The sequence below is a fragment of the Bradyrhizobium sp. B097 genome, from assembly GCF_038957035.1.
GTDB lineage: Bacteria > Pseudomonadota > Alphaproteobacteria > Rhizobiales > Xanthobacteraceae > Bradyrhizobium.
Genome location: NZ_CP152412.1, coordinates 7718371 through 7737899, shown reverse-complemented (window position 1 = coordinate 7737899; position 19529 = coordinate 7718371). Strand labels below are relative to the sequence as shown.

Annotated in this window: 18 protein-coding genes and 1 pseudogene; 5 read left to right on the top strand and 14 right to left on the bottom strand. The window is 64.9% G+C overall.

The features are described from left to right. Window positions 1-70: 70 nt before the first annotated feature. Window positions 71-688, top strand: coding sequence for a hypothetical protein (locus tag AAFG07_RS35550; protein ID WP_342724316.1), 618 nt, complete (start codon window positions 71-73; stop codon window positions 686-688). A 159-nt stretch (window positions 689-847) separates the two neighbouring features. Here AAFG07_RS35550 and mutL read toward each other — a convergent pair whose 3' ends face one another. After that, window positions 848-2665, bottom strand: a complete 1818-nt coding sequence (gene mutL, locus AAFG07_RS35545) for a DNA mismatch repair endonuclease MutL (RefSeq protein ID WP_342724315.1) — start codon at window positions 2663-2665, stop codon at window positions 848-850. A gap of 232 nt (window positions 2666-2897) precedes the next feature. Between mutL and AAFG07_RS35540 the strand changes: the two genes are divergently transcribed. After that, window positions 2898-3209 (top strand): ribbon-helix-helix domain-containing protein, encoded by a 312-nt coding sequence (locus AAFG07_RS35540; protein WP_342724314.1) that lies wholly within the window; start codon window positions 2898-2900, stop codon window positions 3207-3209. Between the two features lie 37 nt (window positions 3210-3246). Then, complete coding sequence (locus AAFG07_RS35535; RefSeq protein WP_342724313.1) at window positions 3247-3525, top strand: hypothetical protein; 279 nt, start codon at window positions 3247-3249, stop codon at window positions 3523-3525. Between the two features lie 74 nt (window positions 3526-3599). Here the strand turns inward: AAFG07_RS35535 and AAFG07_RS35530 are convergent, their stop codons facing one another. Genes AAFG07_RS35530 through AAFG07_RS35515 form a run of 4 tightly spaced genes read right to left on the bottom strand, consistent with a single transcriptional unit; the run spans window position 3600 to window position 6490 of the window. Then, the gene (locus tag AAFG07_RS35530; protein WP_342724312.1) at window positions 3600-5168 is read right to left on the bottom strand and encodes a GMC family oxidoreductase; all 1569 of its coding nucleotides are present in this window, start codon (window positions 5166-5168) and stop codon (window positions 3600-3602) included. A 24-nt stretch (window positions 5169-5192) separates the two neighbouring features. Continuing rightward, the gene (locus AAFG07_RS35525; RefSeq protein ID WP_342724311.1) at window positions 5193-5741 is read right to left on the bottom strand and encodes a gluconate 2-dehydrogenase subunit 3 family protein; all 549 of its coding nucleotides are present in this window, start codon (window positions 5739-5741) and stop codon (window positions 5193-5195) included. A 32-nt stretch (window positions 5742-5773) separates the two neighbouring features. Further along, entirely contained in the window at window positions 5774-6169 is a 396-nt protein-coding gene (locus AAFG07_RS35520; protein WP_342724310.1) for a VOC family protein, read from the bottom strand. Then, window positions 6170-6490 carry a c-type cytochrome gene (locus AAFG07_RS35515; RefSeq protein WP_342729340.1) on the bottom strand — a complete coding sequence of 107 codons (321 nt, stop codon included), beginning with the start codon at window positions 6488-6490 and terminating at the stop codon, window positions 6170-6172. It lies immediately after the preceding gene. 389 nt (window positions 6491-6879) lie between these two features. On the opposite strand from AAFG07_RS35515, the gene AAFG07_RS35510 reads away from it, so the two are divergent. Next, window positions 6880-7188, top strand: coding sequence for a hypothetical protein (locus AAFG07_RS35510; RefSeq protein WP_342724309.1), 309 nt, complete (start codon window positions 6880-6882; stop codon window positions 7186-7188). A gap of 57 nt (window positions 7189-7245) precedes the next feature. Here AAFG07_RS35510 and arfB read toward each other — a convergent pair whose 3' ends face one another. From arfB to AAFG07_RS35470, 8 genes and pseudogenes are all read right to left on the bottom strand, one after another. Next, window positions 7246-7665, bottom strand: a complete 420-nt coding sequence (gene arfB, locus AAFG07_RS35505) for an alternative ribosome rescue aminoacyl-tRNA hydrolase ArfB (RefSeq protein ID WP_092124086.1) — start codon at window positions 7663-7665, stop codon at window positions 7246-7248. A gap of 323 nt (window positions 7666-7988) precedes the next feature. After that, window positions 7989-9299: a pitrilysin family protein gene (locus tag AAFG07_RS35500; RefSeq protein ID WP_342729339.1), complete on the bottom strand. Its 1311-nt coding sequence runs from the start codon at window positions 9297-9299 to the stop codon at window positions 7989-7991. 50 nt (window positions 9300-9349) lie between these two features. Further along, complete coding sequence (locus AAFG07_RS35495; protein WP_342724308.1) at window positions 9350-10738, bottom strand: pitrilysin family protein; 1389 nt, start codon at window positions 10736-10738, stop codon at window positions 9350-9352. A 155-nt stretch (window positions 10739-10893) separates the two neighbouring features. After that, window positions 10894-11625 (bottom strand): hypothetical protein, encoded by a 732-nt coding sequence (locus tag AAFG07_RS35490; RefSeq protein ID WP_342724307.1) that lies wholly within the window; start codon window positions 11623-11625, stop codon window positions 10894-10896. Window positions 11626-11725: 100 nt separating this feature from the next. Beyond that, the gene (lspA, locus tag AAFG07_RS35485) at window positions 11726-12223 is read right to left on the bottom strand and encodes a signal peptidase II (RefSeq protein WP_342724305.1); all 498 of its coding nucleotides are present in this window, start codon (window positions 12221-12223) and stop codon (window positions 11726-11728) included. A 180-nt stretch (window positions 12224-12403) separates the two neighbouring features. Continuing rightward, window positions 12404-15454 (bottom strand): isoleucine--tRNA ligase, encoded by a 3051-nt coding sequence (gene ileS, locus AAFG07_RS35480; protein ID WP_342724304.1) that lies wholly within the window; start codon window positions 15452-15454, stop codon window positions 12404-12406. 714 nt (window positions 15455-16168) lie between these two features. Further along, a pseudogene (locus AAFG07_RS35475) lies at window positions 16169-16695 on the bottom strand (sugar O-acetyltransferase). A gap of 17 nt (window positions 16696-16712) precedes the next feature. Continuing rightward, window positions 16713-17696, bottom strand: coding sequence for a bifunctional riboflavin kinase/FAD synthetase (locus tag AAFG07_RS35470; RefSeq protein WP_342724303.1), 984 nt, complete (start codon window positions 17694-17696; stop codon window positions 16713-16715). A gap of 214 nt (window positions 17697-17910) precedes the next feature. On the opposite strand from AAFG07_RS35470, the gene AAFG07_RS35465 reads away from it, so the two are divergent. Then, window positions 17911-18306 (top strand): response regulator, encoded by a 396-nt coding sequence (locus AAFG07_RS35465; protein WP_016844467.1) that lies wholly within the window; start codon window positions 17911-17913, stop codon window positions 18304-18306. 353 nt (window positions 18307-18659) lie between these two features. Here the strand turns inward: AAFG07_RS35465 and AAFG07_RS35460 are convergent, their stop codons facing one another. Beyond that, window positions 18660-19514, bottom strand: a complete 855-nt coding sequence (locus tag AAFG07_RS35460) for a TIGR01459 family HAD-type hydrolase (protein ID WP_342724302.1) — start codon at window positions 19512-19514, stop codon at window positions 18660-18662. Between the last annotated feature and the right edge of the window lie 15 nt (window positions 19515-19529).

Sequence of the window (19529 nt, the reverse complement as noted above, 5' to 3'; positions counted from 1 at the left end):
CGCTGACTCTATGGTGGTTATGCTTTCTCCATCCCACGACTGATTCATCATCGTTTGCGGAGTGCGAACCATGGCCGAAACGCTCGCTGAGCTCGCGGGTCAGCTTGAGGCGCGGGTCAAGGCGTTGCGCGGCGCCGGCGATGACGTGGCACTGCTTGCGGCGGCGCGCGATGCCGCCGACCAGATCGAACGCCGTCGCGGCACGCAGGATGGTGACGAACGCGAAGCGCTCATGATGGTTCAGCGCTGGACGTACAATGCGGCGGCCGATTGCTGGCCGGGCTGGAGCGTTTCCAACAAGCCGATCGATCAGGACAATCTGCTGGCCGCGCGCGAGCTTGCAGAACGTTCGCTCGGGCTGGTGCGGACCCTGGAGCGCGGACCGCTGCGCGAGGCAACGGGTGTCTGGATGGTGGCGGCGTTTGAGCTGGCGCTTGGCCGGTATGACGAAGCCTCGCAGCTCTTCCGCGAGGCGCGGGAGCAGTATGTTGCAGCGAGCGCGCCGGGTCTGGTGCTGCTGACGGAGGGCTATGCCGCGATTGCGCGGCAGGTCGGCAGGCACGCAGCCGATGGTGACGATCTCGATCAGGTGTGCAAGCGGATCGCGGCAGGCGGGTTCGAAGATGGCGACGAATGGATCGCGCAGCTTCGCACGGCGCTGGAGGTGTTCGCGCGCAAGGGTTCTTAGGATGCCCTAAATCTGTCGTCCCTGCGAAAGCAGGGACCCATAACCACGAAAGTGTGTTGTGAAAGCACGCTGGGGCCCCAGCCTTTGTTAACGGAGGCATCGGTGGTTATGGGTCCCGGGTCGCGCTTCGCTTGCCCGGGACGACGGAAGGTGCGGTGGTTATCGCCGCCCGAACAGCTTCTCGATATCGCTCAGCTTCAACTCGACATAGGTCGGGCGGCCGTGGTTGCACTGGCCGGAGTTCGGTGTGTCTTCCATCTCGCGCAGCAGCGCGTTCATCTCTTCCGGCTTGAGGCGGCGGCCGGCGCGGACCGAGCCGTGGCAGGCCATGGTGGCGGCGACATGCATCAGCCGGCGCTCCAGCGGCAGCGCCTCGTCCCACTCGGCCATATGTTCGGCGAGGTCGCGCAGCAGCCCGGCCGCATTGGCCTTGCCGAGCAGCGAGGGCGTCTCGCGCACGGCGACCGCGCCGGGACCGAAGGACTCGATCGCGAGCCCGAACGACGCCAGCTCCTCGGCGCGATCGAGCAGTTTTTCGACGGTCGCCTCATCGAGCTCGACGATTTCCGGGATCAAGAGGATCTGCCGCTGCACGCCGTTCTTCGCCAGCGAAGCCTTCAGTCTCTCGTAGACGATGCGCTCATGTGCCGCGTGCTGATCCACCACGATCAGGCCGTCGCGGGTCTGCGAGACGATATATGTCTCGTGGATCTGGGTGCGCGCGGCGCCGAGCGGCCGGTCGAGCATATCGGGCGCGGCCGCGGCCTCGAAGCGGACATCGGCGGTCGGCGTGCCGACGTCGAAGGCGGCCTGTCCCGGCTCGGCGAAGGCCGGCGCCGCCGCGCCTTCGAACGCGCGCAGCGGATTGACCGGATAGGACGGCGAGCTGCGCCAGTCCCAATTGCCCGGGCGCGGTGGCGTGAAGGCGGGACGGAACGCCGAGAGCGCGGCGCCGTCGGCGGTGTTGGCCGCGGTGCGCTTGCCCTCGCGCGCCAGGCCGTCCTTCAGAGCGTGCACGATCAGCGCGCGCACCAGGCCGGCGTTGCGGAAGCGCACCTCGGTCTTGGCCGGATGCACGTTGGCATCGACCTCTTGCGGGTCGCAGGTCACGAACAGCGCGACGACAGGATGGCGGTCGCGCGGCAGATAGTCGGAATAGGCCGCGCGCACCGCGCCGAGGATCAGCTTGTCGCGCACCGGCCGGCCGTTGACGAACAGATATTGCCCGAGCGCATTGGCGCGGGTCAGCGACGGCGCAGCGGCAAAGCCCTCGACCGTGACGCCCTCGCGCTCGGCGCGCACTTCGATCGCGCTGGCGCGAAAGTCCGTGCCGAGGATATCGCCGAGCCGCGTCAAGCGGCCGGCCGCGCCGGGCAGCGCCGCGGCCCAGGTGACCGGCGCACGCTCTTCGCCGGCCAGCGTGAAGGCGATGTCGGGCCGGGCCATGCCGAGGCGCCGCACCACCTCGCGGATCGCTTCCGCCTCGGTGCGGTCGGTCTTGAGGAATTTCAGCCGCGCCGGCGTCGCGTAGAACAGTTCGTTGACCTCGACGCGGGTGCCCTGGCCGAGCGCGGCGGGCATGACCTCCGACTTCTCGCCGCCTTCGACCGACAGCGACCAGGCATGCGGTTCTCCGGCATGGCGCGTGGTGATGCCGAGTTTTGCCACCGCGCCGATCGACGGCAGCGCCTCGCCACGGAACCCGAGCGTGCGTATGCGCAAGAGGTCCTCGTCGTCGAGCTTCGAGGTGGCGTGGCGGTCGACCGCAAGCGCAAGATCGGTGCGCGTCATGCCGCCGCCGTCGTCGGTGATGCCGATCCGCCGCCGCCCGCCGCCGTCGGTGAATACGTCGATCCGGCTCGCGCCGGCGTCGATTGCGTTCTCGACCAGTTCCTTGACGACGCTCGCAGGCCGTTCGACCACTTCGCCGGCGGCGATGCGGTTGACGAGCTGTTCGGGAAGCTGGCGGACGGGCATGGCTTGCGTGATTGGACAGGGATTCGAGGTTCGGCGGCATTCTAGTCGGCTCGCCGGCCAAATGCATGGGCCGGCCCGCGAATGGCTGCCTTTAGCTGGGGATGGAGCCGGCCTATCGCCTTGAAGACACTCACCTTCGCGTGTGGACCGGCTACGCCCTACGTGGCGATTGTGACGCCGCACGCGCGGGTATATCGTTTAGAAAAATTATAATCCGATCGGGAGGATAGCCATGTGCCATTTATTCTCGCACCTGCCGCAGCGCAATTATGAATCGCAGACCCGGTCGCTGCGGATCGGCGGTCATTGCACCTCGATCCGGCTGGAGATGTCGTTCTGGGACACACTGGAGGAGATCGCCGCAAAGGAGGGGATGAGCGTCGCCAAGTTCGTCACCACGCTCTATGGCGAAGTGCTCGATCACCATGGCGAGGTCAATAATTTCGCATCGCTGCTGCGCTGCTGCTGCTTGATCTATCGCTCGCAGAGTGCAGCTCCGGTCACCGAATTTCAGCGCCAGCCCATCCTTGACGCCGCGGAATAGACGTCACTTGAACAGTCCCTCGTCGCCCGCGGCCGCAGTGCCAGAACTCATCATCGTGTTGGATCGCCTGGCGACCTTGCTGCGTGAGGACAGGTGGAGTTCGCATTGGTTGGATTGGGTGGAAAAATCTCGCCGCGAGATTGCAAACAGCGATTTTCATGGCATCGAGCGGCTATTGGGTGCCTACGGCGGGATGGGCTCGTTTAATGATCTGGTCCTATCATCATCGTCCGATGACGAGCTGGATCGGCTTCGAACCCGAGCGAGGGAGCTAGCGATCCTGATTAGAGATAACGCCGATATCAGCGGCCCATAGTTTTTGGTCTGTCACCTCGAAAGAAAGGCGGCCTTGTCCTGGCAAGGACAAGGCCGCTTCAGCTTCAGAGTGAACTAGATCTCCTTGCGCTGCATCGCGCCGGCGATGTGGTCGGCTTGCCGGATCGCCAGCGACACGATGGTCAGCGTCGGGTTGCACGCCGCGCCTGACGTGAACTGGCTGCCGTCGGAGACGAACAGGTTCTTGATGTCGTGGGACTGGCCGAACTTGTTGACCACGCCATCGCGCGGCTTCTCGCTCATCCGGTTGGTGCCCATGTTGTGGGTCGAGGGGTAGGGCGGCGTCGGGTAGGTCACGGTGGCGCCGACCGCCTCATAGACCGCGGAGCCCTGCTTGTAGGCGTGATCGCGCATCGCGACGTCGTTCGGATGATCGTCGAAATGTACGCTGGCGACCGGCAAGCCGAACTTGTCCTTGATCTTGGGATCCAGCGTGACGCGGTTGGTCTCCTGCGGCATGTCCTCGCCGACCAGCCACATGCCGGCCATCCGCGGATAGCCCTCGATCGCGCTGGTGAAGCTGCGTCCCCAGGCGCCGGGGTTGAGGAACGCGGCCATGAAGGGCAGGCCGAGCGACAGCGTCTCCATCTCGTAGCCGCCGACGAAGCCGCGGCTCGGATTGTTCTTGGCCTCGTCGCGGATGATGCCGGCCATCGTGGTGCCGCGATACATATGCACCGACTTCTCGAAGCTCGCATACACGCTGCCAGTCATGTGCCGCATGTAGTTGCGGCCGACCTGGCCCGACGAATTGGCGAGCCCGTCCGGGAACATGCTGGAGGCGCTGTTGAGAAGTAGCCGCGGGCTCTCGATCGAGTTGCCGGCGACTGCGACCACGCGGGCCTTCTGGCGCTGCATGGCGCCGGTCGTATCGGCATAGACCACGCCGGTCACCTTGCCGGACTGGTCGTGCTCGATCTTGATCACCATGCTGCCGGGGCGCACTTCGAGATTGCCGGTGGCTTCGCCCTTCGGGATCTCGGTGTAGAGCGTCGACCATTTGGCGCCCGACTTGCAGCCCTGGAAGCAGAAGCCGATCTGCTGGCAGGAGCCGCGGCCGTCGCGCGGCTCGCTGTTGATCGCCATCCGCCCGGTGTGCACCTCCTTGTAGCCGAGCTTCCTGGCGCCGGCTTCCATCACCTTGAAGTTATTGTTGCCGGGCAGTCCGGGGATGCCATTGGTGCGGGTGACGCCCATCTTGTCCTCGGCCTTGGCGTACCACGGCTCCATCTCGGCGAGCGTGATCGGCCAGTCCAGCAGGTTGGCGCCGGGGATGCCGCCATAGGCCGACTTGATCTTGAACTCATGCTCGTCGAAACGCAGCGAGGCGCCGGCCCAATGCGTGGTCGAGCCGCCGACCGCCTTCACGATCCAGGCCGGAAGGCCCGCAAAATCCTGGTGGACGCGCCAACTGCCCGAGGTCGAGCGCGCGTCGGACCAGGCGAGCTGGGTGAAGCTGTCCCATTCATCGTTGATGAAGTCCTGGTTCTCGATGCGCGGTCCGGCTTCCAGGATCACGACCTTGATGCCCTTTTGCGCCAGTTCATTGCCGAGCGTTCCGCCGCCGGCACCGGAGCCGACGATCACGACAACGCCGCTGTCATTCAGATCGAATTTTGCCATTGTTTCCTCCCGACGTTGTCCGCTTCAGGCCTTCGGCAGCCAGTCGATATCGGCGAAGCCGCGCTTGATGTAGCCGCCATGCTCGGCGGAGGAGCCCTCGTAGCCGAACCGCGGCCAGACCTCCTTGTTGTTGTAGAGCGAGACGATGAGGTCGCCGCGGATCTTCTGGAAGAACGCGCTCTGTTCGATCTGTTGCAGCAGCGCGACGCGATCGTTCTCCCAGGCGATCTGGGCATAAGGCATCTTGTGGCGGTCGTTGGCCGCCTGATCGAGCCGGGCTACGCCCTCATTGATCAGCGATTTGACAGCCGGATCCTTGGCGGCCTTGTCATCCCACGGCTTGACCGCAGTGATGTAGTAGCTGTCGCCGAGGAAATCGTGCGGATAGATGTCGCGCGCCACCTTCAGCAATGTCTTCATGGTGGCCGGCGTCAGCGTGCCCGCCTCGTCGGCCCACGCATCGGTGATGCCAAGCCCGGTCGATGTCGCGATCGCGACTGCGGGTGCGGTAACGGCCGCGCCTTTGAGAAACACACGCCGGTCATATTTGCTGCGTCGATCGATTTCTCTCATGGGTTTCCTCCGTAGTTTATTTTCTGATTGGATTAGCCGAAGCGCCCGCCGCGCTGGATCACCTCGATCTTGTAGCCGTCGGGATCCGAGACGAAGAAGAAGCGCGCCAGCGTCTTGCCGTCATGCTTGAAGTCGCGCAGCGGCCCGGGCGCCAGGTTCTCCTTCTCGAAACGCGCATGCTCGGCATCGACCTCATCGACGACGACGGCGAGATGGCCGTAGCCGTCGCCCAGCGTGTAGGGCTCCTTGCGGTCGAAATTGACCGTGAGCTCGACCTCGAAGGGCGAGGACGGATGGCGCAGATAGATCAGCGCGAAGTCGCCAAATCTCAGATTGTCCGCGATCTCGAGCCCGAACGCGCGCTTGTAGAAATCGAGCGCCTTTGCCTCGTCGAACACGCGGATCATCGAATGCACGGGTTTTGCCATTCAGTTCAGCTCCTTCAGATAGGCGATGATCATGGCGCGGGTTTCCGGCTTGGCCTGTCGGTAGGCCATCACGGCGCCGGGGATCACCTCTTGTGGATTGGTCAGCCAGGCATCGAGCCTGGCGTCGTCCCAGACGAAATCCGCTCCTGCGAAGCCTGCGGAATATTTGAAGCCGTCGGCCTTGCCGGCATGGCGGCCGACGACCTTGGAGAGCGACGGTCCTTGCCGGACGGGATCCGAGGTGTTGGTGGTGTGGCAGGTCGCGCATTGCTGCTTGAACAGTGTCGCCCCATCGGGCGGCTTGGCAGCAGGCAACGGCATTTGCGCAGCGGCCATTTGCACTGCAAACATCGCGCTGCAAAATCCCAGCGCCAACGTCCACCTCGCGCGCAGCTTTGTCATATACATCACCGCCTCTGTGCGGTGACTGTAGGAGGCCGAAATCGGCCGTTGGTAGTAGCGGGCTGTTTCACAGCAGAACAAAGCTGGGCGCTGATCTGGCGCGGAACCGATGGTTGCCGCATATGCGGACGACAAATCCGCAAAATGACCGCGAAATCCCTGCACGATCACCACACGCCGCCGCTTGCATTGCGCGTGCGCCGTTTGCGGAAAATTCAGTCTCGCACGATGGGGTTCAGGGTCGGCGTTGCAAACGGCGCACACCTGCGCCGCTCCGTCCATCGTCAATCAAAGTCCTGGAGAAATCGATGACGTTTGCAAAGACCAGCGTGCTCGCCCTTGCCATCACGGCCGCGATGGCCGGTCCCGTCCTGGCGCAGGGCGCGACGACGCCGGACACCCAGCTTCGCGGCGGTGCACAGGGCCGAGGTACCATGCAGCAGGGCGGCGGCATGTCCGGCAGCGGCGATGAGGAAATGGCGGCGCAGCCGACTTCGCCGACGCAAAAGAGCGGCACCAGCGCCAAATCGGGCAACAAGGGAACGGTCGGCAGCGGCCACGCGACACCGAAGTCGAGCAGCGGTTCCGAGATGGCGCCTGCAACCAAGAAGTATTGATCCCGCGATGATCGGATCCCGGATGCAGCGCCGCGCGTGCGCTGCGTCCGGTATTCCCTAATCGTCGAAACGTTGACTGCCGCGGCCCGCCTTGATGTCGCTGCGGCGTTTCTTGCCTTCGAGCCGGCGCTTCTTTGAGCCGAGCGTCGGTCTGGTCGGCCGCCGCGGTGTCGGCCGCACCATCGCTTCCTTCAGCATCTCGAACAGCCGCTCGATCGCATCGGCGCGATTGCGTTCCTGGGTGCGGAAACGAAACGCCTGGATCACGATCACGCCGTCCTTGGTCATGCGGCTGCCGGCAAGCCGCGCCAGCCGCTGCGCGGCGTCCGGCGGCAGCGCAATCTTGTGCGTGTCGAAGCGAAGCTGGGCTGCGGTCGAGACCTTGTTGACATTCTGCCCGCCCGGACCGGAGGCACGGACAAAGACGATCTCAATGTCGTTCTCGTCGATCGTAAGGTCGCGGGACAGCCGCAGCATGACATCACCCGGTGGAGGGAAGAATCGGCGGCCGCAGGATAGCGGGTTTGCGCCGGGCGTGCTTGGGCGGTGTTGATGCAGCGTTCGTTACGTCAGCGGTCGGAGTGCGGGGCCACCCCTCTCCAACCCTCCCCCGCAAGGGGGGAGGGAGCCCATCCGCCGATACGTCCCTAACGATCCACGCAATGAGCGTCAGTCGTAACCGAGGACTCGCGTGAGGTGAGCACGCCTCTCAGGCTCCCTCCCCCCTTGCGGGGGAGGGTTGGGGAGAGGGGTAGCCATACGGGAAGTGCGTGTGGAAAACCGCTACGCGCGTAACCGCGTCAGTTCGCCTTCGGCGGTGCCGATGCCGGCTGCGCTGCGGCTTGCGGGGCGCGGCCGACGATCACGGTGAGCAGGCCGTTGCCCCACAGCCTCTTGGAGACCCGCTTGACGTCGTCGAGCGTCACCGCATCGACGATGGCGCTGCGCTTCTCGATGTAATCGATCGGCAGCTTGTCGAGCTGGTATTGCAGCATCGCCTGCGCGAGCTTGGAGGAGGTGTCGAGCGCCAGCATCTGCGAGCCCTTCAGATAGGACTTCGCCTCGTCGAGCTCCTGCTGCGTCGGACCTTGCTCGGCGATCCGGCGGATCTCCGCCTCGATCGCATCGACGGTCTCGCCGGCGCGGTCGGCGCGGGTGCCGGTGTTGCCGATGAACAGCGCGGAGTGATCCATCCAGAGCAGCGCTTCATAGATCGAATAGGCCAGCCCGCGCTTCTCGCGCACTTCCTTGTAGAGCCGCGACGACAGCCCGCCGCCGCCGAGAATGTGGTTCACCACATAGCCGGCCATGAAGTCCGGGTCGTGCCTGACGATGCCGGGGCCGCCGAAGGTGACGACGGTCTGCGGCACGTCGAGCGGGACAAAGGCGCGCTGCGGCGGCTTGGTGGCCACGACGTCGGGAATCGGCGTCAATTCGGCCTTGGCCGGCAGGCCGCCAAAGGTCTTGTCCAGCAGCTTGCCGAGCGTATCGGCATCGACGTCGCCGACCACGGCGATCCGCAGCGTGTCCTTGGCGATGATGCGGCGGACATAGTCCTTCAGATCGGAGATCTCGATGGTCGGCACGCTCTCGAGCGTGCCGGTCGCCGCTCTGGCATAAGGATGATCGCCGAAGGCGAGCTCGAGGAACTTGCGGCCGGACAGCGAGGACGGATTGGTTGATTCACGGCGCAGGTTCGAGATCACCTGGGCGCGGATGCGTTCGACGTCCTTCGGCTCGAACCGCGGCGAGGTCAGCGCCATCCGCAACAGGTCGTAGGCTTCGTCTTTGTTGTCCTTGAGCATGCGCAGCGAGCCGCGGAACTGATCGCGGTTGGACTGGAAGCTGAGCTCGATGGCGCGGCGCTCGAGCCGCTCATGATAGGACTTGGAATCGAGGTCGCCGGAGCCCTCGTCGAGCAGGTCGGCGACCAGATTGCCGACACCGGGCTTGCCGGGCGGATCCTGGCCGGCGCCGCCGCCGAAGGAATACTCCATTGCGATCAGCGGCACGGTGGCGTCCTGCACGAACCACGCCTCGATACCGCCGGGCGACACCAGCCGCTGGATCTTGGCCGCGGCCTGCGAGGGTACTGACGTCAGCGTCAGCATCGCGGCGCAGGCGCCGCCGATCAGCGCCGCGCGGCGGGTGATGGAATAGATCACGAGCGCTTCTCCTCGCGTTTCGGCGCAGTATCCTTGATCAGATAGCCGGTCACCGACCGCTTCTTGTCGAGCCAGGTGGCGGCTGCTGCGCGCACCTGCTCGGCGGTGACGGCGCGAATGCGATCCGGCCAGCTCCTGATGTCGTCGATGCTGAGCCCGGTGGTCAGCGCGCCGCCATACCAGCGCGCCAGCGTCGCCTGGTTGTCCTGGGCGTAGATTGCCTCCGCGATCAGCTGGGTCTTGACCCGTTCGAGATCCTCGGCGCGCGCGGGGTTCTGCGCGAGGTCGGCGATCACCTTGTCGATCGCGTCCTCGATCTGCGCGAACTCGACGCCGGCCTTGGGCGTTACCGCGATCGAGAATTGCGACGGATCGAGCGCGGTGCCCTGATAGCCGGCGCCGGCCGAGATCGCGAGGCCCTTGTCGATCACCAGCGAGCGATAGAGGTAGGAGTTGGCGCCGCCGCCCATCAATTGCGCGAGCACATCGAGCGCCTGGCTCTCGCCCGCCGCCGCCGTGGTCGCGGACGGCACCAGATAGTAGCGGCGCAGGTTCGGCTGTTCGACGCGGGGATCCGATAGCGTCACGGTGCGCGGCGCAGCCGGGGTCGGTTCCTGCGGCCGGACACGCTTCTCGGGGATCGCAGGTTGCGCCGGGATCGGGCCGAAATTCTTCTCGACCAGCGGGCGGATATCCTTGACGTCGACGTCGCCGGCGATGACCAGGATCGCGTTGTTCGGCGCGTAGAATCGCCGGTAGAAGGCGAGCGCATCCTCGCGATCGAGCTTCTCGATCTCCTGGTGCCAGCCGATCACCGGCCGGCCGTAGGGATGGTTGAGATAGAGCGCGGCCATGATCTGCTCGGTGAGCCGGGCATCCGGGTTGTTGGCCACCCGCATGTTGAACTCCTCGAGCACGACGTCGCGCTCGGGCAGCACATTCTCGTCCTTCAGGATCAGGCCGGTCATGCGATCGGCCTCGAACTCCATCATGGTGGGCAGCTGCTCGCGCGGCACGCGCTGGAAGTAGCCGGTGTAGTCGTTGGAGGTGAAGGCGTTCTCGTTGCCGCCGACGCGCAGCACGGTCTGCGAGAACTCGCCGGCCGGGTGCTTGGCGGTGCCCTTGAACATCAGATGCTCGAGGAAATGCGCGAGGCCCGATTTGCCCGGCGTCTCGTCGGCGGAGCCGACCTTGTACCAGATCATCTGCGTCACGACCGGCGTGCGGTGATCGGGGATCACCACGACCTGCAGGCCGTTGTCGAGCGTGAAGCTCGCAGGGCGTTCCGAGGTGACGGTGGTCTGGGCGCGGACGCTGGTGCCGGACAGCGGGATGGTCGAAACAAAGGCGGCGGCGAACAGGGCAATCGATCGGCGAGAGCGCATCACGGTCCTTATGAAAGCCCGGACCCGCGGCCGGGGCGCGAAAGCAGGCCATCGTACACGGTCATGCCCGTGCCCGTCGTCACGAAGCGGAGAGACACACGCCACCCCGCATTAAGCTTTGCACATGTCAGCCTTCGCCCGCGGAGGCCAAGCGGTCACTGCACCGGTTTTCCGGTCATGACGTCGTACTGGCCCTCGTTCACCTTCGGCTTCATCGGGCCTGTGCCGTAGTCGAAGCCCGAGGACGGCGTCTGGTAGCCCGGAGGGGGCTCGGTCAGGGATTCGCGCGTCGGCTCGCCCTTGAACGGCTTGGACTCGCTGCTGTTCCCCTTGAAGATGCCGAGCAGACCACCGTTGTAGCCGAGCTGGCTCGGCATCAGCGACGGATTGGTGTTGGTGCCCGGCTCAATCGGCTCCCTGCGGCCCTCGGTGGCCGTCTGCTGCTTGCGGCCCGCCTCGATCTCGGCCGGCGTCAACGCCACCGCTGACTGCCACGGCTCCTTCTTGACTTCCTTCTTGCGCGCCGCGATCGCGGCCTTGCGCGCCGCGATATCGGGGTCCTTCGGCCAGTTCGGCGCGTTGACCTGGGCGGCTGTGGCAGGCGGCGGCAGATCGAGCTTCGGCGGCACCACCAGCGGCGAGCGCTCGCGATAATCGATGCCCTTGCTGGCGGCGCTCTTGGCGCCGAGCCCAGTCATCAGATTGTCGACGATCCGCTCTTCGAAGGTCAGGCCGTCATCGCCGTCATCTTCGTCGTCGCCGGCACGCACCGGACCGGCCGTCATGACCAGGCCGATTCCGGCCGCAACGAACGCCAGACGCAGGCCGCGCATCAGCGGCAGCCGGGATGTCTCGATCAGGTAACCGCGGACTTTGGTGTTGCGCATCGCGCTATTCCCATCTCAAAATTCGCCAAAGCGATCACTGGCTTAGTGCTCAGTTCCGCTCGGTGCAGGTCGGCCGCCGACCGGCTCGTATCGGCCGGGATCAGGGCGCTTTTACGGCGGGGGTCCCCATGACGGAATCATACAATAGGGCCGCCACGCCAGCAACGATCGCCACATCGGCGAGGTTGAATACGTACCAATTGAAGGTTTTTCCCCCGATCTCGACATGAAACAGGGCAAAATCGACCACGGCGCCATAGGCGAAGCGGTCGATGCCGTTGCCGATCGCACCGCCGATAATCAGGCCGAGCGAGACCGTCGCGAGCCAGGTGCGCGACCGCGCCATCCAGATCGCGAGCGCGATCACGGCCGCGGCCTTGATCGCCATCAGCAGGATCTGGGCCGCCGGGGTCTCGCTCTGAAACCAGCCGAAGCTGATGCCGGGATTCCAGGCCAGCACCAGGTCGAAGAACGGCGTCACCTCGACCGCGCCGCGGCGGGCAATGCCGAAGACGTAAAGCAGCCAGAGCTTGGAGGCCTGGTCGGCGATCAGGGTGATGACCGCCGCCAGCACGCCGGCGCGAACGGGAGAGGTCATTGCCAGCCCACCAAAGGTGTCGTCCCTGCCGAGTGCGCCGTTGCGCACGGAGCAGGGACCCATACGCCGTGTCGGGTGTTGCTTGAATGACTCGGAGTCATCAACCTCAGTCCATTCCAGGGAGCGGTGGTTATGGGTCCCTGCTCCCGTGCGCAATTGCGCACTAGGCAGGGACGACGGCTAGGCCGTGACCCCCAGCGCCTTCCATTCGCGCAGCGCTTGCGCGTCGCGCGGCGAGACGTCGGGATATTCGGGATCCTCGCCGATATCAGGCAGGATCTTCCACGAGCGCGCGCATTTGGTGCCGACCGCCTTTTCGACCACCACGGCGACGCCGGGCACGGCATCGAGGCGGAAGGCATTGGCCGGCGCCTCGCCCTCGCGCACCTCGTAGTTCGAGGTGATGCAGACCTCGGCGAGATCGATATCGAACAACGTTGCCAGCATCTGTCTGTCCGCGATGTAGATCACCGGCGAGGCCTCGAGCGACGAGCCGATCCGCTTGGCGGCGCGTTCGAGCTCGAGCGCACCGGTGACGACGCGGCGAACGTTGCGGATCGTCTCCCACTTCGCGGCGAGCGCGTCGTCGCGGAACTGCTCGAGACCTTCGGGGAACAGCGTGAGATGCACCGAGGGCTCGGCATTCGGCCGGTACATCCGCCAGGCTTCGTCGGTGGTGAAGCTCAGGATCGGCGCCAGCCATTTCAGGATCGCGTCGCAGAGCAGGTCGATCGTGGTCAGCGCCGCCTTGCGCGCCACCGAGGACGGCGGGTCGCAATACAGCGTGTCCTTGCGGATGTCGAAGTAGAACGCCGACAGCTCGGAGTTCATGAAGGCCGCGAGGCTTGCGACCACGGTCTTGTAGTCGAACGCGGCATAGGCCTTGCGGATGGTCTCGGTGTGGCCGGCCAGTTCGTGCAGCATCAGCCGCTCGAGCTCGGGCATCTCGGCGAAGGCGACCTTCTCGCTCGGCTTGAAATGATGCAGCGTGCCGAGCATCCAGCGGATCGAGTTGCGCAGCTTGCGATAGGTCTCGATGGTGTTCTTCAGGATCTCCGGCCCGATGCGCTGGTCGTCGGCGTAGTCGGTGGCGCAGACCCACAGGCGCAGGATATCCGCGCCGGAATCCTTGATCACCTTCTGCGGCTCGACCGTGTTGCCGAGCGACTTCGACATCTTGCGGCCGTTCTCGTCGAGCGTGAAGCCGTGGGTGAGCACGATGTCATACGGCGCGCGCCCGCGCGTGCCGGCGCTCTCCAGCAGCGACGAGTGGAACCAGCCGCGATGCTGGTCGCTGCCTTCGAGATACATCACGGTGTCATTGCCGCCGTCGATCTTGCGGACGATGTTGCCGAGCTGCGGGAAGTTCTGGCGGTCTTCCAGCACGAAGGCGTGCGTGGAGCCGGAATCGAACCAGACGTCGCAGATGTCGTCGACCTTCTTCCAGTTCTCCGACGCGCGGCTTCCGAGGAAGCGCTCGCGGGCGCCGTCCATGTACCAGGCGTCGGCGCCTTCCTCCATGAACGCCTCGGTGATGCGCTGGTTGACCACCTCGTCCTGCAGGATCTCGGCCGAGCCGTCGCTGTTCTCGCGCACGAATACGGCGATCGGCACGCCCCAGGCGCGCTGGCGCGAGATCACCCAGTCCGGGCGATTGGCGATCATGCCGTTGATGCGGTTCTCACCGGCCGGCGGCACCCATTGCGTGACCGAGATCGCCTGCAGCGCGCGGGCGCGCAGCGTGTCGCCCTTCTTCGCATGGCCATTCTCCGCGATGTCCGTAGCCCCGGGCTTGCCCGGGGCGTCTACGATGGGCTTGTCCATCGCGATGAACCATTGCGGCGTGTTGCGGAAGATCACCGGCTTCTTGGAGCGCCAGGAATGCGGATATTGGTGCTTGAGGCGGCCGCGCGCGAGCAGCTTGCCGGCCTCGATCAGCGCCTTGATCACCGCCTCGTTGGCATCGCCCTTCTCGCCCTTGTCGTTGAGCACGCGCTTTCCGGTGAAGCCCGGCGCCTGCGCGGTGTAGGCGCCGTTCTCGTCGACGGTGTAGGGGATCGCCGTCGGGATGCCGCGCGCATCGAGCTCGCGGGTGTTGGCCGTCCAGACGTCGAAGTCCTCGCGGCCGTGGCTCGGTGCGGTGTGCACGAAGCCGGTGCCGGTGTCGTCGGTAACATGCTCGCCGGCGAGCAGCGGCACGGTGAATTCGTAGCCGCCACCGAAGCCGCGCAGCGGATGGGCGCATTCCACCGCGTCGAGCGTGTCGCCGGGGATATCGCGGACCTTCTCATAGGACGTGACGCGCGCCTGCTTGAACACTTCCGCGGCGAGCGCATCGGCCAGGATCAGGAGATCGCCGGTCTTCGCCCAATTGTCCGCGGGCGCGTCCGTGACCTTGTAGAGGCCGTAGGCGATCTTCGGCGAGAACGAGATTGCGCGGTTGCCGGGCAGCGTCCACGGCGTGGTGGTCCAGATCACGACCGAGGCATTGGCCAGCGCGCCATGCGCCGGCGAGGTGACCGGGAATTTCACCCACACCATGTCGGAGGTGTAGTCCTCGTATTCGACCTCGGCTTCGGCAAGCGCGGTCTTCTCGACCACGCTCCACATCACCGGCTTGGAGCCGCGATACAGCGTGCCGTTGGCCGCGAACTTCATCAGCTCGCGGGCGATCTGGGCCTCGGCCGGATAGCTCATCGTCTCGTAGGGGTGGTCCCAGTCGCCGATGATGCCGAGCCGCTTGAACTCCTCGCGCTGCACGTTGATCCAGTGCGTCGCATAGGCGCGGCATTCCCTGCGGAACGCGACCATCGCGGCGGAGTCGCGGAAGTCGGGCTTCTGCTTGCCCTTGGAGCGGTAGTTCTCCTCCTCGATCTTCCATTCGATCGGCAGGCCGTGGCAGTCCCAGCCCGGCACGTAGTTGGAGTCGAAGCCGAGCATCTGCTGGCTCTTGGTCACGACGTCCTTGAGGATCTTGTTCAGCGCGTGGCCGATATGGATGTTGCCGTTGGCGTAGGGCGGGCCGTCATGCAGCACGAATTTGGCGCGGCCGTCGGCTTCCCGGCGGAGCCTGTCGTAGAGGCCGATGTCGTTCCAGTATTTCAGGATTTCCGGCTCGCGCTGGGGCAGGCCGGCGCGCATCGGGAATTCCGTCTGCGGCAGGTAAAGGGTCTTGGAATAGTCCCTAGCGTCAGTCTTTCGGGCGTCGGTCTTTTGCGGCTTGTCGGACATAAAAGCTCTGATTTGGCAGGTGCGGGCGCGGATACGCGATCAATCGCGGGTGAAAACGGCGAAGTCCCGGTCTTGCGCCGAGCCTTCAGGCTCAGGCGGAAGCCGGGCCGCTAATCCGTATGATGCGCCGCGAAAACATGGGGTTTCCATAGCAGCCAAGCGGGCAATCGCAAAGCCCTCAGCCAGCGGGTAGTGGCTCAGTTTGATTGTGGCGGGCTGCGACGCCTAGGAATCCGGCCGCTCAGGGCGCATATTGGCGAGATGAAAGTGTCGTGGAACGGCGAAGCCTACGTGGCCGAATGGTCCCCGGAAGAGAAAGCCGCTCGGGCGGCTTACTACCGGTCTCCCGCCGTTGTTTGGTTTGAGGCCGGGAAAGGCTCTGACGGTTCAATAGCTGGCGGCCCGCTACTGGAGGCCGGTAACTACGTCTTGCACCATTGCGGTAACCCAGATTGTTGTCGTCCGGAAGGGCCATTCAAAAGCGAAGCAGAGGCGCGGGATTGGTCGCGCGAAAACTTGGTTGCTCCCTATGTCTAGCAAACCCATATGCCCCTAGGACCCCAACCAACTCGCCGAGCGGATCAATGATATCGCGACGGGCGAGACGCCTGACCGTGATCCTACGCCAGAGGAAGAGGGCAAGCGGCCGTGTCGCGGTCATTTTCCAAACTGACCCACCACCAGCCAGCGGCCAATCCGGCCCGCCAGGGTGCCCTAAGGCTGCCGCGGCCGGGCCGGATTTCCGGCCACGATCGCGCCTGACGCGACGTCCCGCGTCACCACGCTGCCGGCCCCGACCAGGGCACCGTCGCCGATCGTGACGCCGGGCAGGATGATGGCACCGCCGCCGATCCAGACATCGCTGCCGATCCGGATCGGGCGGCCGAATTCCAGCCCGGTGCGCCGGGTCTCGGCGTCGCGCGGGTGGTCGGCGGTATAGATCTGCACCGCGGGCCCGATCTGGGTGCGATCGCCGATCACGACTTCGACCACGTCGAGGATCACGCAATTGAAGTTGAGGAACACGCCGTCGCCGAGGCTGATATTGCTGCCGTAGTCGCAGAAGAATGGCGGGCGGATCACGGCGCCCTTGCCGACCTTGCGGAAGCGCGCGAGAGCAGGGCGTGCAGTTCGGCTGCGGACGATACGCCCGATGCGTTGTAGCGCGCCATCCAATGTTCCGCCGCGGTATGGTCGGCGGCAAGCTCGGCATCGGGGCGATAGAGCTCGCCCGCCAGCATTTTCTCTTTCTCTGTCTTCAACCAATCACTCCGAGCCGCGGGAACGCGTCCGGCGCTGCGGCCAATGCCGCGCGCGCCTTGGCGCTGTCGTCATCCATCTGGCGTATCAACGCCTCGATGGTGTCGAATTTCAGCTCTTCGCGAATGAAACTGATGAAGGCGACATCGAGCACCGTGTCGTAGAGATCGCCCTTGAAGTCGAACAGGAACACTTCGAGCAGCGGCGCGCCGTTGTCGAAGGTCGGCCGGCGCCCGAAGCTTGCGACGCCGTCGAATCGAACCCGGTCATTTCCCTGGGCCTTGCCAACCCGCACTGCGTAGATGCCGTGCTTCAAGCCGCAATGCTTGTCGAGGCGGATGTTGGCCGTCGGGTAACCGAGGTCGCGGCCGCGCTTCTCGCCATGGATCACCTTGCCGGTCACGAACCACGGCCCGCCCAGCATCGTGGTGGCATCGTCGACCTGGCCTTCGGCGAGCGCCATGCGGATGGCACTGGAGGAGACCGGGCGCTCCTCGATGTCGACATGGGCCTGCACATCGACCTCGATGCCGAGCCGTGGCGCTTCGCTGACGAGCAGGCTCGGCGAGCCGACCCGGCCCTTGCCGAAATGGAAGTCGTAGCCGACCGCGATCCCGCTGATGCCGAGCCGGCCGATCAGGTCATGGTGAATGAAGTCCTGTGCCGTGGTCCCGGCGCGCGCCTTGTCGAAGGTCATGACGACGGCGCCGGCGAGCCCGGTGGCCGCGAGCAGCCGCAGCTTGTTGGCCTCGTCCGTGAGGCGGAATTGCGGGGTGTTCGGGCTGAAGAAACTGCGCGGATGCGGTTCGAAGGTCACGGCAAGCGCGGGCACGCCGTGCGCTCTGCCCATCGCGAGCGCCGCGCCGATCACGGCGCGGTGACCGAGATGGACGCCGTCGAAATTTCCCATCGCGACCACGGCGCCTTTCGGAATGGCGCTTTCAGGGGTGTTGTCGCGGATAACGGTAAAGCCGGTGCTCATGTCAGGGATTCTTCAAGGATTCTTAAGCATGATTGTTGCGGGCCGGACCGTGACGCGGCGGCGGCGTGGAAGTCAAGCATAGCGAAAATCGCGTCAAATCCGTAACAATCCGGATTCAGCCGGTTAACGCGCTGTTTAACGCCTGCTGTTAGTCGTTGGCGGAAAGCTGCGTTCGTGCAGAAGCCAAGTTGCGTCAGGCGTTTTGGGGGAAAAGATGGCGGTTGATTTGTCCATGCCGGTTCTGGTGGTTGATGATTACAGCACCATGATCCGCATCATCCGGAATCTTCTCAAGCAGCTTGGATTCGAGAATATCGACGATGCCTCCGACGGCTCTGCGGCGCTCAACAAGATGCGCGGCAAGAAGTATGGCCTGGTGATTTCCGACTGGAATATGGAGCCGATGACGGGCTACGACCTGCTCAAGGAAGTCCGCGCCGATCCCAATCTCGCGACCACGCCCTTCATCATGATCACGGCGGAATCCAAGACCGAGAACGTGATCGCGGCCAAGAAGGCCGGCGTGAACAACTACATCGTCAAGCCGTTCAACGCGGCCACGCTGAAGACCAAGATCGAAGCGGTCTTCCCGGACATGGCGACCGCGTAAGCGCTCGTCCATCGCATCACAATTCATCCTCATCTCATTGCGCGTCAGCAATGACCAGCGCCGCCTCACCGTCACCCCCGCGCAACGGCTTTGCCGTTGTCGCTGGAGGAGCCGCGAAGCGGCCTCTCGAAGGGTCGACGGCCCGGCTGGTGGCCGTGCATCCTTCGAGACGCGCGCAAGAGCGCGCTCCTCAGGATGACGGGACCAAAGCATTGCATAATTTCGGAATACTAGAAGAATATCTCTGAGTTGCCCGACGTGTCAAGTTGCCAGGCCGAACGTCGGCCGCCGCCGGCTACTTTGCATGGGGTTGTTTTCGATATTTTGGCAGCGCGCCTCTGCGGGGGTGCCCGCTACCACTTCAGCTCGCGCATCAGCGCGCGCGGCGGATGGCCGAACAATTCCTTCACCGAGGCGGGATCGAGTTGCTCGATCCCCTCGAACTGCTCGGAATGGATGCCGCGGGTGACGAACAGGAGATCGATGCCGAAGCCATGGGCGCCGGTGAGGTCGGTGCGCACGGAATCGCCGATCGCGAGCACGCGGCTGAGTTCGGTCGGATGCCCGCGACGTTCCGCAGCCAGTGCCATGGCGCGCTCGTAGATCGGCCGGTGCGGCTTGCCGTAGAAGACCGCCTCGCCGCCGAGCTCGCGATAGAGTTCGGCAATCGCGCCGGCGCAATAGATCAGCCGGTCGCCGCGCTCGACCACGATGTCCGGATTGGCGCAGACCAGCGTCAGCTTGCGCTCGAGCGCCTTCAGCAGCGTGTCGCGGTAATCCTCGGCGGATTCGGTCTCGTCGTCGAACAGGCCGGTGCAGATGATGTAGTCGGCCTGCTCCAGCGGCACCAATGTGGCGTCGAGGCCGCGATGGATCGAGCTGTCGCGCTCCGGGCCGATCCAGAATATTTTCTGACCGGGATGATCGGCCACGAAATGGCGCGTCAGATCGCCCGAGGAGACGATCGCATCATAGGTCTCGTCGGCGACGCCGAGCTTGCGCAGCTGGCGCTGCACGGAATCGGCCGGACGCGGCGCGTTGGTGATCAGGATGACGGTGCCGCCCTGCTGGCGGAACGTGTGCAGCGCCTCGCAGGCCTCGGGAAAGGATTCGAGCCCGTTGTGCACGACGCCCCAGATGTCCGACAGCACGACGTCGACGTCGCCAGTGAGGTCGCGCAGCCGCTCCACGAAACGCAGCGATGTCATGATGCGAACCGCCGG